The organism is Aquipluma nitroreducens, assembly GCF_009689585.1.
GTDB classification, from domain to species: Bacteria; Bacteroidota; Bacteroidia; order Bacteroidales; family Prolixibacteraceae; genus Aquipluma; species Aquipluma nitroreducens.
In genome coordinates, this window is the sequence record NZ_AP018694.1 from 4998486 (window position 1) to 5014340 (window position 15855).

At 41.4% G+C, this 15855-nt stretch carries 13 protein-coding genes; 3 read left to right on the plus strand and 10 right to left on the minus strand.

The features are described from left to right. Positions 1–108 precede the first annotated feature (108 nt). The 3 genes from AQPE_RS21060 (at position 109) to AQPE_RS21070 (ending at position 4589) form a co-directional block, all read left to right on the plus strand. Positions 109–2739, plus strand: a complete 2631-nt coding sequence (locus tag AQPE_RS21060) for a DUF5916 domain-containing protein (protein WP_318348453.1) — start codon at positions 109–111, stop codon at positions 2737–2739. A 107-nt stretch (positions 2740–2846) separates the two neighbouring features. Beyond that, positions 2847–4049 carry a hexokinase family protein gene (locus AQPE_RS21065; protein WP_318348454.1) on the plus strand — a complete coding sequence of 401 codons (1203 nt, stop codon included), beginning with the start codon at positions 2847–2849 and terminating at the stop codon, positions 4047–4049. 126 nt (positions 4050–4175) lie between these two features. Next, entirely contained in the window at positions 4176–4589 is a 414-nt protein-coding gene (locus AQPE_RS21070; protein ID WP_318348455.1) for an META domain-containing protein, read from the plus strand. Here AQPE_RS21070 and AQPE_RS21075 read toward each other — a convergent pair. The 10 genes from AQPE_RS21075 to AQPE_RS21120 all read right to left on the minus strand — a co-directional run bounded on the left by AQPE_RS21075 (position 4578) and on the right by AQPE_RS21120 (position 15618). Then, complete coding sequence (locus tag AQPE_RS21075) at positions 4578–6017, minus strand: dicarboxylate/amino acid:cation symporter (RefSeq protein WP_318348456.1); 1440 nt, start codon at positions 6015–6017, stop codon at positions 4578–4580. The two genes, AQPE_RS21070 and AQPE_RS21075, sit on opposite strands and share 12 nt — an antisense overlap. A 94-nt stretch (positions 6018–6111) precedes the next feature. Then, positions 6112–6975, minus strand: a complete 864-nt coding sequence (locus AQPE_RS21080; RefSeq protein ID WP_318348457.1) for a hypothetical protein — start codon at positions 6973–6975, stop codon at positions 6112–6114. 590 nt (positions 6976–7565) lie between these two features. Continuing rightward, positions 7566–9059: a glutamine synthetase family protein gene (locus AQPE_RS21085; protein ID WP_318348458.1), complete on the minus strand. Its 1494-nt coding sequence runs from the start codon at positions 9057–9059 to the stop codon at positions 7566–7568. A 208-nt stretch (positions 9060–9267) separates the two neighbouring features. Continuing rightward, the gene (locus AQPE_RS21090) at positions 9268–9855 is read right to left on the minus strand and encodes a rhodanese-like domain-containing protein (RefSeq protein ID WP_318348459.1); all 588 of its coding nucleotides are present in this window, start codon (positions 9853–9855) and stop codon (positions 9268–9270) included. A 54-nt stretch (positions 9856–9909) separates the two neighbouring features. Then, complete coding sequence (locus AQPE_RS21095) at positions 9910–10533, minus strand: rhodanese-like domain-containing protein (protein WP_318348460.1); 624 nt, start codon at positions 10531–10533, stop codon at positions 9910–9912. A gap of 14 nt (positions 10534–10547) precedes the next feature. After that, positions 10548–11141, minus strand: a complete 594-nt coding sequence (locus AQPE_RS21100) for a YeeE/YedE thiosulfate transporter family protein (protein WP_318348461.1) — start codon at positions 11139–11141, stop codon at positions 10548–10550. Positions 11142–11159: 18 nt separating this feature from the next. After that, positions 11160–11687 carry a YeeE/YedE thiosulfate transporter family protein gene (locus AQPE_RS21105; RefSeq protein ID WP_318348462.1) on the minus strand — a complete coding sequence of 176 codons (528 nt, stop codon included), beginning with the start codon at positions 11685–11687 and terminating at the stop codon, positions 11160–11162. 60 nt (positions 11688–11747) lie between these two features. Beyond that, positions 11748–12689 (minus strand): NrfD/PsrC family molybdoenzyme membrane anchor subunit, encoded by a 942-nt coding sequence (gene nrfD / locus AQPE_RS21110; protein WP_318348463.1) that lies wholly within the window; start codon positions 12687–12689, stop codon positions 11748–11750. A 158-nt stretch (positions 12690–12847) separates the two neighbouring features. Further along, the gene (locus AQPE_RS21115; RefSeq protein WP_318348464.1) at positions 12848–13381 is read right to left on the minus strand and encodes a 4Fe-4S dicluster domain-containing protein; all 534 of its coding nucleotides are present in this window, start codon (positions 13379–13381) and stop codon (positions 12848–12850) included. Continuing rightward, positions 13378–15618 carry a molybdopterin-containing oxidoreductase family protein gene (locus tag AQPE_RS21120; RefSeq protein WP_318348465.1) on the minus strand — a complete coding sequence of 747 codons (2241 nt, stop codon included), beginning with the start codon at positions 15616–15618 and terminating at the stop codon, positions 13378–13380. The genes AQPE_RS21115 and AQPE_RS21120 overlap by 4 nt, the downstream gene beginning before the upstream one ends. Between the last annotated feature and the right edge of the window lie 237 nt (positions 15619–15855).

The following is a 15855-nucleotide window of genomic DNA, read 5'->3' on the forward strand; positions in this document are numbered from 1 at the left end:
TCTGACAGAGATCGCAGAATCATTTCTTCTTTTGCTTTTCAAAAAAAATCAAAGATTGTTGTAACGGAAACTCCTTTTCGGAGTCTTTTAGGATATTAAATCCTGTCCATGAAAACAAAACTTTTTCTGACTAGTATTTTTCTAGCCACTATGACATCTCTTGTTGCTCAAAATCAGCCTAAGAAGGAATATTATCCGGGCAACTGTACAAAAAATGAACTTTCGATAGACGGGAAATTGGATGAACCTGACTGGCAGAAAGCCACTTGGCTGGACGATTTTACACAATACGAACCATCTGAAGGGAAAAAGCCCTCGCAAAAGACTGAATTTGCAATTCTACTCGACGAAAATAGCATCTATGTCGGGTTCAAATGCTGGGATAACCATCCCGACAGCATTGTGCAAAGACTTACCCGTCGTGACGAGATGGATGGTGATTTTGTTGCTGTTCAGTTTGATTCGTACTTCGACAAACGAACAGCTTTTTCTTTTATGGCCAATGCTGCCGGAATTAAAAATGATTTTATTATCAGCAACGACGGCGAAAATGAAGACAATACCTGGGATCCGATTTGGTTGGTAAAAACCAGTCGTGATGATAAAGGTTGGTATGCCGAAATAAAGATACCGTTGACGCAATTGCGTTTTGAAGGTAATGCGGAGCAAACCTGGGGATTACAGATAGGTCGTTCGCTTTTCAGAAAACAGGAAGTTAGTCTTTGGCAGGCGTCTTCGAGGAAAACCTCAGGATGGGTTTCGCAATATGGCGAATTGAAAGGACTTAAAAATCTGAAATCCAGAAAGGTCGCCGACATTATGCCTTACGCCGTGGTTAGAGCTGATCGCTTTGAAAAAGAATTCGGTAATCCATTTAAGGAATCCGGTAAAAAGAATCATTTGGATGGCGGATTGGATGGTAAACTTGGACTGACAAATAATTTGACTCTGGATTTTACTATCAATCCTGACTTTGGGCAGGTTGAAGCCGACCCGTCACAAGTGAACCTCTCATCGTTTGAGACTTTTTTTCAGGAAAAGCGCCCTTTCTTTATTGAAGGGAAAAATATTCTGAGCTTTCCACTCATGTTTGGCGATGGTGATCTGGCTTCCGAAAATCTATTTTATTCACGTAGGATTGGGCGCCGACCTCATTACGATCCGGAACTTAAAGATGGCGAATACATGAATGCACCCGAATTTACAAGCATTCTCGGAGCAGCCAAAATCACTGGCAAAACCAAAACAGGGTGGTCACTCGGCATTCTTGAAAGTTTGACTTCCGAGGAGTTTGCCGACATCAGCAATGGTACTCAGCGGCGCGAAATGATTGAACCTTTCACCAACTACACGATTGGACGAGTACAGAAAGATTTCAATAAAGGAAATACACTTTTGGGTGGAATATTTACCTCGGTAAACCGGAACCTGAGTGAAGAGCAGTTGAATTATCTGCACAAATCAGCCTTTACCGGAGGATTCGATTTTGTCCATAAATGGCACAATAAAGATTGGGAATTTGACTTAAGCACTTATTTTAGTCGGGTTGAAGGAAGCGCCGAAGCAATTACAAACACGCAGGAATCATGGATCCATGGGTTTCAGCGACCCGACGCTTCATATCTGAAATTGGACACAACACGCACAAGCTTGTCTGGACAGGGCGGGAAAGTTGTGCTTTCGAAAAATGGAGGCAAATTAAGGTTTATGGCAGCCACCGCCTGGAAATCGCCAGGATTGGAACTGAATGATGTTGGTTATATGCGTCAGGCCGATAATATACTGGAAGTGTTTTGGGTGGGTTACCGTATTTACGAACCTTTCTCCATTTTCAGGAACATGAACCTGAATTTTAATCAATGGACTGAGTGGAATTTCGGTGGCGAATTAACCGGTCCGGGCGGAAATATTAATGCTCATACCCAATTGAAAAACTACTGGAATTTTCACCTGGGAGGCAATTGGAATGGAGAGGGACTATCCACAACTGAGCTTAGGGGCGGTCCGGCTCTTAAAACTTCAGGAAGCAAAAATGTTTGGTTTGCTTTTGGCTCGAACGATCAGAAAAGATTAACCGGCGAAGCTCAAATCATGCTGCTTGGCGGAAATGAGAAAAATTCGAAACAAATGTTCGATTGCGGGATTAGCTTCGGTTACCGTCCGTCAAAAAGCCTGAAGATTACACTTTCTCCTAATTTTAACTCGAACAACGACGAGTTGCAATATGTAACTCAACAGGATTATCTGAACAAAACCGATTACATTTTTGCGCGTATTCATCAGAAAACGCTAAGTGCATCATTGCGGATCAATTACATCATAACTCCAAATCTGAGCATTGAATATTGGGGACAGCCCTTTTTGGCAAGTGGTAAATACACCGAATTTAAACGAATTACCAACAGCAGGGCAACAAATTATACCGACCGTTTTAGTCTGTTGAATGGCAATGAGCTGGCTTATGTAAATCCTGACGAGATGTACCGGGTTTCTGATCTGTCTGGGAACCAACTTTACACATTTGACCAACCCGACTTCAATGTAAAAGAGTTTTTATCGAACATGGTGGTGCGTTGGGAATATTTGCCCGGTTCGACCATTTACCTGGTTTGGTCGCAGTCCCGCGATCAATCGGTATCAAATGGTAATTTTAATTTGCACAACGACTTTAAAACCTTATTCGACGATAAACCTTACAATGTTTTTCTCCTGAAAATGTCGTTCAGACTTGGTAAATAACTCATTTTTTATTTTAGATAATACCGAAAGTCCTTTTGCTGATGTAAGAGGATTTTTCTATTTTTAGCCGGAATTGAAAAATAACCAAATAAACGAATAAACATACCATGAACAATCCATTTGCATTATCTAACAGTCAATTGCTTGAAATAGCAAACGACCTGAAATCAAAAATCGAAACAGGTCTTCAGGAAGATGGCACAGAAATTAAGTGCCTGCCAACTTATATTCATCCTAAAAAAGACGGAATAACTGGTGAAGCAACCGTTTTCGATTTAGGTGGGACCAATTTCAGGGCTGCCGTAGTTTCGGTTGGGGAAGAAACAAAAATTACCGGTCTGGCCGAAAAGAACATTACTGAAATGAAAACAGCCGGGTTTACCGAAACCGACTTATACAATTCTGAAGCTGAAGCAATTGTACAGTTAAAGCTTCCTGCAAATTCTCCAATTGGCTATTGCTTTTCTTATCCTGCAAAGCCGATGTTAAATGGCGATGCCGAGCTGATCGTATGGACTAAAGGCGTGAATATTGCTGGAATGGCTGGAAAACCCATTGGCGCTCCTATGGTGGAATTTCTGAACGACACATTAAACGCAGGGTTCAATGGGAAGATTGCTGTTGTAAACGACACCATTACCAGTTTGTTTGCTGGTTTGGCAAATCCTGGATATGATGCTTATGTCGGTCTGATTGTTGGTACCGGAACCAATATGGCTACGTTCTTTCCATCAGCCTATATCCCAAAAATCGAAGGCATGGAAGGTTGGAGTGGAGAAACTCCGGTTAATCTTGAATCAGGAAATTTCAATCCGCCAAATCTTACCAAATTCGATGAAGAAGTGGATAACTATTCGGATAACAAAGGAAATCAGCGCTTCGAAAAGGCTATTTCGGGTATGTACCTGGGACGTATCTTCCGTGCTGTTTTCCCTCACGACGGATTGGATGTTAACCTTGACGCTGCCGGATTAAGCAACATGATGAACAATCCTGATCAGTACAAACTGGAATATGTTGAAACTGCTTTCCAGATTTATCAACGTTCGGCAAAACTGGTAGCTGCTTCAATTGCAGGACTGGTTTTGAACTTGAACTCGGCTTACCCATCGGTGAAAAAAATTCAGGTTTTGGCCGAAGGAAGCTTGTTCTGGAGCAAGGTTAAAGCCCACGATGCCAAATATGTTGACATGGTAAATGCTTCATTGAAAGAATTATTGGCCGAAAGTGGTTTAACCGATACTGTTGTAGATATTTCGAGAATTGAAAATGCGAACTTGATTGGCGCTGCCATGTCGGTACTGTCGTAAACAATTTTTAAATTAAAGGATATTCTACTGAGCAGGTGACTCGAAGTCACCTGCTCAGTTTGTTTTATATGATATTATAAGCGCAACCTTTGGATGCTTTTCTTCATCTTCTGGAAAACATTTGAAATGAAAACCAAAATTCTGATTATCCTGATCTTATTTGTGGTTTTGATTGCCTGCAACAAAGATGATGAGGCAAATGTGGATAACCTTTACCATTCCTGGGAAGCAAAGAGTTTTATGTCGGTCGAGTCGGCGGCTTATCCGAAAACTGAGGGCAGGAAGATTGGGCTTGTTTTCTTCAAAGATGGGACTTACGGATTAAATTTAGATGTTAATGGCTGTGGAGGTACATTTAAAGTGAGCGATAATAGTATTGAAATCTCTTCAGCTATGTGTACTCTCATTTGTTGCGACAGCAAATTTTCTGAAAAACTAGCCATTATGCTGCCCAAGGTTACTACTTACAAAATTGATGGAAAGACTCTGAAACTGAACGTTCCGCAATGGGGTTACATTGAACTAGAATTATCCGAGTGATTCTTTATTATGCGCCGATCCAGATGGATTAAACTCGTTTTCCCATTTGGCCACCACGACTGTTGCCAAACAATTCCCGATTACATTAACCGAAGTTCGTGCCATATCCATCAGTTCGTCAATTCCAAGAATGATATAAATTGGCCAGATTGGTAACTCAAAACTTGAAGCGGTAGCCAATAAAATAACCAGCGAGGCGCGGGGAACTCCTGCTACGCCTTTACTGGTGAGCATCAGGGTAAAAACAATGAGTAGCTGTTTGTCGAATGAAAGGTGAATTCCGCTGATTTGTGCCACAAAAATGGTTGCAAGTGAGAGATAAAGCGTTGTGCCGTCCAGATTGAAGCTGTACCCAGTTGGCATTACAAAAGCTACAATTTTACGGGGAACGCCAAATTCTTCCATCCGTTCCATGGCTACGGGCAAAGCCGACTCGGAGCTTGTTGTGGCAAATGCGATGGCCACTGGTTCTGAGATTGCGTTTATAAATTTTCGTACCGGAATTTTCAGGATTAAGGCAATGGGGAGCAGCACACCAACCAAAAATACGATCAACGAAACGTAAAGCGTGGCAAGCAATTTAAACAGGTTGACAAATATTTCGAGTCCCATATGACCAATGCTATACGAGATTGCAGCAAATACAGCAAAAGGCGCGAAATACATGATGATGGAGGTAAACTTGAACATGGTTTCCGACAGTGCTTCGGTAAAAACAAGCATCGGGCGCTTAAATTTGTCTTTCAGCATGGCCACGGCAATGCCGAACAAAACACTAAAAATGACGACTTGAAGCACTTGCCCTTCGTAAATGGCTTTGGCAATGTTCTCCGGAAAGACATGCAGAATGACATCTGTTCCTTTCAGGACCGGAACATTGGTAAGCTCGGAGTGTGCCATGCTTTGAGGTACGGTAACTCCAATACCAGCTTTACTGATGTTGATGGATATTAACCCAATAACGAGGGCGATTGATGATACAATTTCGAAATAAAGGAGCGACTTCCAACCCATACGCCCAACCTGTTTCAGGTCGGAATGTCCTGCAATGCCAACAACAATAGTAGCAAATAGTAGTGGTGCGATTATCGTCTTGATCAGGCGGAGGAATATCTGGCTGATGACATTTAAATTCAACGCAATATCCTTGAAGTCGTGACCAAATTCCGCTCCAACAATCATGCTGATCAATATCCAGGTAGTCAATGAACGTTTGAAAATAGCATAGCCAACCAAGCCAAAAAGGAAACACCAACGAGAAATAATTAAGAAGGTTTCGTTGATTTCGAACAAACCATAGTGGTTAAGTATAGTTGTGAGTGAGACTACAAAGAGAAGCGCAAGCATTGAAAGTAGATACTTTGCCGGCACTTTCTTTTTTATTGGGCGATTACTTTGTTTGTTGGGTTGGGCAAATCTAGTTGTCAAATCCTTTGATTTTCGGTTGAGTTTTACAAAAATAGTAAAAAAGAGTTCAGTTTGACTACTTTTAATTTGTGCCCATAGGTGTTAAAAATTAATCTTATTTAAAGGCTATTAATTTTCCTTCAGCAACCAATTTCTGAATAATGTCAGCTTCTGCTTTATCTGCAATTAACCTGGAAATCAAAAGAGCTTCTTCCCTGAAATCTACCGATTCATTGTCGAAAGAATTGTTAGCTTCAACTGGAGCAACAAATCCTCTTTCCATCACTCTCTGAATGGCTTTAGCTTCTTCCTTGTCTGCAATTGATTTAGTTATCAAAAGAGCTTCTTTACCGAAGTCGGTTGTTTCAGTACTGTTTTCATTTTCGAACGAATTGTTTGTTTCAACTGGAGCAACATATCCTCTTTCTATCACTCTCTGAATGGCTTTAGCTTCTTCCTTGTCAGCAATTGATATAGTTATTAAAAGAGCTTCTTTACCGAAGTCGGTTGTTTCAGTGTTGCTTTCATTTTCGAACGAATTGTTTGTTTCAACTGGAGCAACATATCCTCTTTCCATCACTCTCTGAATAGCTTTAGCTTCTTCCTTGTCAGCAATTGATATAGTTATTAAAAGAGCTTCTTTAGCGAAGTCGGTTGTTTCAGTGTTGCTCTCATTTTCGAATGAATTGTTTGTTTCGCTTGGTGCAACAAATCCCAATTCAATCACTTTTTTGTTCGTCTTTGCTTCTGCCATGTCGGCAATCCATTCAGTAACCAATAAAGCTTCTTTTCCATAGTCAACAGTTCCGTTTTGTTCACTTTCGAACAAAGCAATTTTTTCATTCAAAACGGCAAAATTTTCGTTTGCATTGATCAATCCAGAATTTTTTACTTCGAAATTTACTGCTGAGTTAGCATTTAATACTCCGGTAAATACAAGTGCGCTAACTGTAATTAAGGTTCTAATTTGTGTTTTCATGACTTTGAGTTTTAATGTTTAAAATTTTGTTTTCTGTTTCTAAAAATTGTTTTCTGATTCTATAGACGCTTGAAATTTGAATTCGTTACAATGTGTATAGTACATTTTTAAAAATTCTACCTTTCGTTGCATTGTTGTTTGTACTGCAAATATATATAGAAAAACTAATACCATGCAACACATAGTACTAAAATATTTCAAATATTTTTTAAATAAATCTTTATATGTCTGATTATTAATATTATGTGATATTAATATTTTTTGAAATAAATTAAATATTTTTCAATTTGAATCGATTTTGTCGTTCATTCGGGTGTGAAATCGTTCAAAACAGATTTTCTGAACGACAAAAAATCTCAAAATAGACAGTGAAAATATTTTTCAGAATAGAATATAACCGAACCTGATAGTTTTACTTTGGTTTGAAAACTACCTTAAAGTTGATGGGTCCAATTGGGAAAGTAGAGGTGGGGATGAACTTATTTGAATTTGTGTTTGTATAAAAAATGAATGCTGTAATCATCCAAATCTGGTTTCGGATGATTACAGCATTGCGTATTAAATACGGAGATAGTTGGGATGGGTCCCGTTTATTGACAATGAATGTATTTGAGGACGATGGCTCTTGTAGCCTCCGCATTTCCCATCAATTCACTGCTCAAATTTTTATCTTGAAATGCAGTTAACGATTCGATGGTAAAATTCATCAATTGGTTCGGAAAAATGCCATCCTTTTCAAAAATCTCACGCTTCGAATTTAGTCGTTCTCCCGATTCAACGCACGATGCAGGTAATTGCTGCAATTGCTGTGCTGGTATATTCCTGAAAATATTTCCTTCAACGTACAACTGGTCGGCCATTTCCAGGGCATTAGGCATTTCTATTCCATGTAACGAGGCTACAATTAATCCGGCCAGAATCAGGTGAATATTGGCGCTTCCATCGGGTACCCGAAACTCAAAAGTTTGGCGGCTATCGCCATTTTTAGCCGATACATTGATGTCGGGGTTGGCTTTGGCAGCCATGTTCTGCTTTCCTGTCCATCCAAGAGGAACGCGCACCAATGCGGAGCGGTTACGATCGCCCCAGCATATTTTTGTAGGCGCCTCCTGATTTGGAACCAGGCGCAAATAGGAGGTTGGTATGGTATTCCCAAAAGCGGTGAGTGCATCGGCAACATCCAGGATGCCGGCAATCATTTTTCGGGCCGTTGGCGATAATTTGCCATTTTCCAGCACAACATTTTGCCCGTTTTTTTCGATCAGCATGTGAAAGTGAAGTCCGCTGCCGGCTTTCCCGACTGTAATTTTCGGTGCAAAACTGATCTCAACTTTTCGCTTTTCGGCAAGCATGCGCAACACCCATTTGGCAATGATGAGCTGGTCGGCTGCAAATTCAGGATCGGTTGGTAAAAATTCAATTTCGTGCTGCTCAAACGATTCATCGCCCATCGAGAAATTTCCTACTTCAGAATGCCCATATTTGATTTTGGCACCGCAAGAGGCAATCAGCCGAAGCGCTTCTTTACGCATTCCCTCATATTTGGCAAATGGTTCCGATTCATGATAACCTTTCTGGTCGGCTGCCGGGAAAATTCCTTCGATTTTGCTGTTCACATAATATTCAAGCTCACCCATCATCTTCATGTTTAAACCTGTAGTTTTCCTGAAATGTGAGATTGCCTTTTGCAGGACATATTCCGGCGATAATTCGAGCTGATTTCCTTCATGATCAAAGAATGAGCACAGTATTTCAAGAGAAGGCACATCAGCGAATGGGTTGATGAAGGCTGTCCGGTATCGTGGAATTACATATAAATCAGAACTCCCGGTTTCCATAAAAGGAAAAAGACTTGACCCGTCAACCCGTTCGCCAAAGGTTAAAATGCTCTCCAGATGTTCATGACCGGTGATGATAAAATTAAGTGTTTTGAGTCGTCCATCGCCGGCTACATATCTAAAGTTTAATTCCTGAATCTGGTTTCCTTCGACAAATTTGATCAGGTCTTCGCGGGTAAATAGTTCGGCAGGTTTTTGAAGATAGCGAACCAGCGGATTTGGATTAAAAGAGAATAAGCTTTCCATAAGTTTCGTGTTTTGTTTATCCAGAGAAGTACTTTGTTTATCTGGATTTGATCCATCGAACTTAGATCTTTTTAGACTCGCAAATGATGAGCAAGGTCATTCGAATCGGGTGATTAAAATCAACAAAACAGAAGAGAGCCACTCTTTCGAATGGCTCTCGGCATATTGGCATCACAAGATGCACGTTTTATTCTTGGTTTTTATGCTTTTAACAACCTCCGCCAGATGTGGCTTCTTTACGAACAGTAATTACCACCTGAGGTTTCTTTTTCTCGGGTTGAGCTACTTTTATTTCCTGTTTTGCCTTCATGGTCGCGGTATCCAGCAACATGACTTCAGTAGCAGGTAAAGCGGGTTTCATTAATTCATTGGTTGCAACATATCCCCCTTCTAAAGTTTTCAGGTTGGTGTAGCCCATCTGTTGTAAAAGTAAACAGGGTGCAATGGTTTGCAATTCATCACTTCCATAGAGAACTGCCGTTTGCCCGTTTTTTTTAAGTCGGTTAAACAGTTCGAGCGATTCTTCGTCGAGTAGGTTTCGAACTGGAATATTAATGGCATTCTCGGCATGGCCTTGTGCGAATAATTCTGTTGTACGGATATCGATGAGTTGCGCACCTGCCAAATCCGAGATTGTCACCTGGTTCTGCTGATCAACCATCATTTTCATCGCTTGATCTGTTCCGGTTTGATATTCAGGCAACTTTGGCCTAAATAAAAATGCCAGAAACACGATAACGATTGCAAGTCCAAGCAGACTTAACCAGATTTTATTCGATTTAATGAATGGATTCATTGGTACTTTTTTAGATTTTACTTTTGCCTTTTTACTTTTGCTCTTTGCCTTATTTTAGCAACCGCCTCCCGATTTGGCTTCCGGCGCTTTTCTGATGACTTTGACTTTTACAGGAGCTTTCGCCGCAACCGGAGTTTCTGATGTTTGTCCGGCTCCGGTAAAATATTGGCGGGCAGCATTTCTGAAACTCATCAGGTCAAGGTCAGCCGACGATGCCGTTGAAGAAACCTCGCCGGGTTTGATGATCGTATTGTACCATTCGTTCAAACCACCTTTCAGGATATATAACCGATTGATTGAATAGCGTGTGCCAAGTAGCCAGGCTTTTTCAGCCATCAGATCAGAGTTGGAATACAATATTTTATCTTTCCCGGGTTGGTTAAGCAATTCGAGAGTGGTGGCCGAAAGCAGCGAATCGGGTTGAATGTTGATTGCCCCGGGCAAGGCGAATGCTTTAAACTCATTAGCCGGACGAAGATCGATGAGCAACAATGTCGGATCGTTTTCGATGATTCGGTGAGTAACCAAATCAACCGAAAGGTACCTCGACTTTTCGGTAATTGCCGACAATAAAGCTTTCGGATCGGTTTCTTTTAAATCTTTTTTTTTCGGCAGAACAACCAGTCCCAAGGCCAAAACAATCAGAAGAACAGCAAGTATGGTGTATTTTCTTTCCATGATTTTTCAGGGGATTAATATTCTACTTTTTTAACTTTCTTCTGAACCCATGCTGCTCCGAAGAACATGCCCACGGCTGCCAAAACAAGAAAGAACGTAAACAGTTCGGGTGAAATTCCGAAGACTGAATTAATCATTTTTGCGCCTTGCGAGCCGCTGTAATACATGTTTTCGAATATTGGAAATGATTCAGAAAACAGAAACACGCCAAGGAACATCCCACCGAAAAATACAAGTCCGTCGAGTCGGCCAACTGCTGCTGCACACAAACTGGTTCCGGGGCAAAAACCACCCATCGAGAATCCAATTCCCATGATAATTCCGCCAACAATAGCCGAAGTTAAAAAGGTTGGCTGAATGTAGAGCAATGTGTAATCGACAAGGCCGAAGTAGCTTAGGTAAAGTAAACCCATTGAAGCTACAATGGCCGCGGTAAAGAACACCTTTACAACCACAAAGTCGTAGCCGAAAAATGTGCCTATAATTTTGCGGGATGAAGAAAATCCTGAAGATTCGAGCGCAAAGCCAAAACCCATACCGATTAATACGGCAAATATATTGTCCCATGCCTGGGATACAATTCCTGATGAAATGATTGGTCCGATCATAATTTTTAGCTTAAATAGTTAAATCCAGTTTTTACGGAGAATCCATGCCACAACAAAGGCAGTTCCGAAAATAGCAACCATGGTGATGTAACCTCCGAACGATAAAACAGCCATTCCGCTTAACGCTGCCCCACTGGTACATCCTCGGGCAAGTTGCGCGCCAAATCCAAAAACGAGTCCTCCCCCCAACGCAAACCAAAGTCGGCGACGCGAGGTGATTTTAGGCGAATGTTCAACTTTCATTTTCAGGCGATTAAAAACAATTCCCGAAATAAAAGCCCCTGCTAAGACTCCAAGTACTTCATAAATTAGCCAGTTGTTCATCGGTCTATTGTCGCCACCGGCAAACTGACTGTAATATGCCGATTTTTCAACATGTTGCGGTGCAACTGCATTTACCGTTGCAGCAACCGTATTTTTTACGGCTCCACTGGCTCCAACTCCACGGCCCGAAATGTAAAACGAAAGTAAAAGAACAGTTCCAAGTATCACTCCACCCAAATAAGGATTGAGGTAGAATGATCCGTCGTTTTTTATCTTCTTCATTGTTGTGTATTTTATATTTTCAAAATGTTGCGTGTTTCGGATTTTTAGCCCGTAACCCGATCAGTATAAATATCTTGTAATTTGGCCAGCTTCAACCATCAGAAACCTGAAGATCAATCCTCCTATAAGAATTAGCACAGCAGGTACAGCAATTGGTACTTTATAGCCTTTCAGTTCAAAAACTTCAAGTACAGCAGGGAATATCAGGCCAAGAATTACAACGAATGCAAAGAATGGAGCTGTGAATTTTCCTCCCAGGAATAGGTTTGCAGCATTAATCTGGACTTCTGACCCTGCCAGAAAGCCCATGAATAAATGGATAATAAAGAACAGTTCTACGATAATCAGTAGAATGTCAATTCTTCCCATAATCTTTCGCTCTTTGTGATCTTTACTCATTAGCATGATGACAGCCGCGGCAGTTGACATTCCGGAGACCAAAAACAGTGGCCCGAGAATCGATGTATTCCATAAGGGACGGGCATTGAAAGCTGACAATAGTATTCCAGTATAAATACCAAGAATGATAGCATAAATAGCCATTGGCCACGCAATGATTTTTCTGTTTTTAATTAACCAGGCTTCTATTGTATTCAGAATCTTGAATTTCCAATCCCAATTTGGAAATGCCTCTTTAACGTAACTGGCTGACCAAAGAATAGAGATTGGTGTGATGATCATTAAAACCCATGAACCCCAGCCCATTGGCGATTCCAAACGAATGGTCGTGTAAAGTTGCCAGAAGTAAAGTTTGTGTTTCAAGTCAAGAAACAGAAAGAAAAGTCCTAGCATCAATATAAAAGGAACGAGTAATGGTGCTTTCTTGACTGTGGCTTCCATTTTGTTTTCCTTGCCCATGATGGTGAAAAAGCTGGCAAAGAATAGGATTCCGGCTGCCAAACCACCCAGAAACAGGTAGCCTGGAATCTGCCAGTGCCATATATTTAGATAAGGATCTATATTTGGAATGTTGCGTCCGCTTGCGAATAATTCTTCTTTCATAGTATGTTATTTTGAACCACATAGAGCACATAGTTTATTTTTGTAACGCAATTGTGTGTATATGTGGTTGATTTTCATTTTGGTATAGTTTTATTTTTGTAACAGAAAATAGGTTTTAAATTTTTTTTCTATGTGTTCTATGTGGTTAATTATTGGGTTTATACCAGATAAAATATCTGTGGTTTGGTACCTGCTTCAGGAGCCAGTGATTTGAATTTACGGTTCTTCAGCACGTTTACAATTTTCGAATTTGGATCGTCGAGGTCGCCAAAATTCATGCAACTGGTTGGGCAAACACTCACACAGGCAGGATTTTTCCCTTCACGAACCCGGTGAATGCAAAAAGTGCATTTGTCAACGTATCCATCCGGATGCGAGTAGCGCGCATCGTACGGGCAGGCTTGGATGCAGGCTCCGCAGCCGATGCACTTGTCGTGATCAACCAAAACAATTCCGCCATCTTCGAAATGACTTGCTCCGGTTGGGCAGCATCGAACACATGGAGAATTGTCACAATGATTGCAACGTTCGGTGCGAAGTTCGATGCTTACATTCGGGTAAGTTCCGTCAACAACTTCAACCACCCAATCGCGGCAGAAACCTACCGGTACATTGTTTTCGGTCTGACAGGCTACCACGCAATCGCTGCAGCCTACACATTTCCGGGTATCAATAGCCATTGCATATCTCATAGTTTAGCCTCCTTTTTAGGTTCGTCTTTCAAAAATGTGACGAAATTTCCACGCATTCCGGTTCCGCCCATGATTGGGTCAATCGCCACATCGGTTATTAATTCAGTATCGTTTACACCACGTCCAAATGCATACGTCAGCGGTTTATGATGGTGTCCAAAGCCATGTACAATGTACACTGAATCCCATCGGATGCGCTCTGTAACCCTCACTTTAACTGAAAAATTGGAAACTACGCCATCCTGATTTTTCAACCAAACATACTGGTCTTTTTTCAGTCCCCACAATTCAGCAACCTGAGGATTTACCCAGACTGCATTTTCGGGCATCAGCGCTACCAGATTTCGGTTATTGGCCGTACGACTGAAAGTGTGCATCGGTGCACGTCCGTATATCAGACGGTAAAAGCCTTCCTCTGGTTGGGCATGAGCCGTAAATTTTGGCATTGAATCGAATCCTGCTTCTTCCAGTTCCTTTGAAAATAATTGTATTTTTCCTGAAGCGGTCTTGAATTTATGATCAGAATCAGGTAAAATGTAAGCTGGAGTTTTTCGAGCATATTTTTTCACCCCGATACGCTCCATTTCTTCGAGCGACAGACCCAGTTGTTTCAATTGCCAGTCAATTACTTCTTTGAAATCGGTAAAGTTAAAATAAGCCCCAAGTCCAAGGCGTTCGCCGATTTGTTTGGCAATCCACCAGGCTGGTTTTGATTCGTACATCGGTTCAACCGCCGGCATTCGCAGCACAAGCGTTGGTTCGCGGTGTGGTGTGGCGCGCAGATCGTCATACCGTTCAAGGTAAGTACATTCAGGCAAAACCACATCGGCATATCCAGTAATTTCCATTGGCATGGTATCAACCACCACCAGTAATTCGAGCGATTGCATGGCTTTCATCAATTGCTCTTTCAGCGGTATCGAAACGATGAGGTTTGTTCCTGAAACTATCCAGCCTTTTATCGGATGAGTATTTCCTTCCGCAGGAATAGATGCTTCTATTATTGTATTTGTAATTGATTCTTTAGCTAACGGATATCTTCCGTTAAGAGTGTCTTGCCACGACCAGCTAGGTTTTGGATAGGCCGGGTGCGGAAAATCAGGAACTTTAATACCTTCTTTGAAGAAAATTCCTCCGCGGTTTCCCCACGATCCCAGCAAGGCGTTCAGGATTGCAATTGCCCGCGAACGTTGAACATCGTCGCCGTACCAACTGGTGTGGCGTCCGGGGTGTATTATTGTAGCTGGCGCAGCGTTGGCCATTTCACGGGCAGTATTGCGGATAACTTCAGGTTTAATGGTTGTAATTCCATACGCCCATTCCGGAGTGAAACTTCGAACATGTTCTTTCAGTTCGTTGAAACCTTCAGCATATTTGGCTACATATTCTTTATTGTAAAGATCGTTATAGATGAGTACGTGAATCCACGATAGCAAGAGAGCCAGATCGGTCGATGGTTTAATAGGTAACCAGTATTTCGATTTACTTGCGGCTGTTGATAAGCGTGGATCGACAGTTATGATGGTAGCTCCTTTGTCGATGGCTTCCGACATTTCCTGAACCTGCCCGTTGTGCATGTTCTCGCCGATGTGTGATCCGATCAGCACGAGACATCGAGTATCGCGGATGTCAGTTACTTCCGGACTGCTCACCGATTCACCGAAAGTGAGTTCGAAACCCGTATCGCGAGGACCACGGCATTGAGCAAACGAAGGGGCTGTTACGTTATTTGAGCCATAAGCATTGAGCAATTGTGTAAAATATTTGCCTGAACTTCCGTGGTTGAATAGCGCCATGCTTTCCGGGCCATCTTTCTCAGCAATTTCCTTCATTTTTTTAGCGATGAAATCAAACGCTTCTTCCCAACTTGCTTCACGATAGGTTTGTTCCCCATTTTTGGTAATACGAATCAGGGGCGTTTTTAAACGATCAGGATCCGAAAACATTCCGACACCGCCTGTTCCGCGTGGGCAAAGACGACCGTTACATTGCGGATCGTCAGCATTTCCTGTAATTTTCTGAATTTGGCCTTCGGTTGTAACATGTGCCCATCCGGCACATTTCCAGAAACAAACTTCACAATAGGTGGAAACCTTTTTCAATATGGGAGCCGATTTTAATCCTCCTGAAAGTTTTTTTGAAGAAGATCCTACGGCCCAATTCATTGTGCCACCTGCAATTGCAGTAGCGCCTAACCCTAATGAACCAATTTTTATAAAATTCCTCCGCGTATGCATTTTGCTGATATTTAGAGTTTTGTGGAATCGTTTTGATCGTAATCAAAATCGTTACGACTATGATTTAAACAAAAGTACTTGATTGCTTGGGTTTAGCAAATGACTTTTACTCTAAATATATAGATAATTGCAGGTATTCTATTAATTATCAGATTATCAGATAGATATGTGGTATTTAATTGTCTCATATAATTTTATGAGGTCAGTCATGTAGAAAACTGATCTAACGCAGTTTTT

Coding starts and splice junctions, on each gene's coding strand:
- AQPE_RS21060 (WP_318348453.1), top strand. CDS start 109: ATGAAAACAAAACTTTTTCTGACTAGTATTTTTCTAGCCACTATGACA.
- AQPE_RS21065 (WP_318348454.1), top strand. CDS start 2,847: ATGAACAATCCATTTGCATTATCTAACAGTCAATTGCTTGAAATAGCA.
- AQPE_RS21070 (WP_318348455.1), top strand. CDS start 4,176: ATGAAAACCAAAATTCTGATTATCCTGATCTTATTTGTGGTTTTGATT.
- AQPE_RS21080 (WP_318348457.1), bottom strand. CDS start 6,975: ATGAAAACACAAATTAGAACCTTAATTACAGTTAGCGCACTTGTATTT.
- AQPE_RS21085 (WP_318348458.1), bottom strand. CDS start 9,059: ATGGAAAGCTTATTCTCTTTTAATCCAAATCCGCTGGTTCGCTATCTT.
- AQPE_RS21090 (WP_318348459.1), bottom strand. CDS start 9,855: ATGAATCCATTCATTAAATCGAATAAAATCTGGTTAAGTCTGCTTGGA.
- AQPE_RS21095 (WP_318348460.1), bottom strand. CDS start 10,533: ATGGAAAGAAAATACACCATACTTGCTGTTCTTCTGATTGTTTTGGCC.
- AQPE_RS21100 (WP_318348461.1), bottom strand. CDS start 11,141: ATGATCGGACCAATCATTTCATCAGGAATTGTATCCCAGGCATGGGAC.
- AQPE_RS21105 (WP_318348462.1), bottom strand. CDS start 11,687: ATGAAGAAGATAAAAAACGACGGATCATTCTACCTCAATCCTTATTTG.
- nrfD (WP_318348463.1), bottom strand. CDS start 12,689: ATGAAAGAAGAATTATTCGCAAGCGGACGCAACATTCCAAATATAGAT.
- AQPE_RS21115 (WP_318348464.1), bottom strand. CDS start 13,381: ATGAGATATGCAATGGCTATTGATACCCGGAAATGTGTAGGCTGCAGC.
- AQPE_RS21120 (WP_318348465.1), bottom strand. CDS start 15,618: ATGCATACGCGGAGGAATTTTATAAAAATTGGTTCATTAGGGTTAGGC.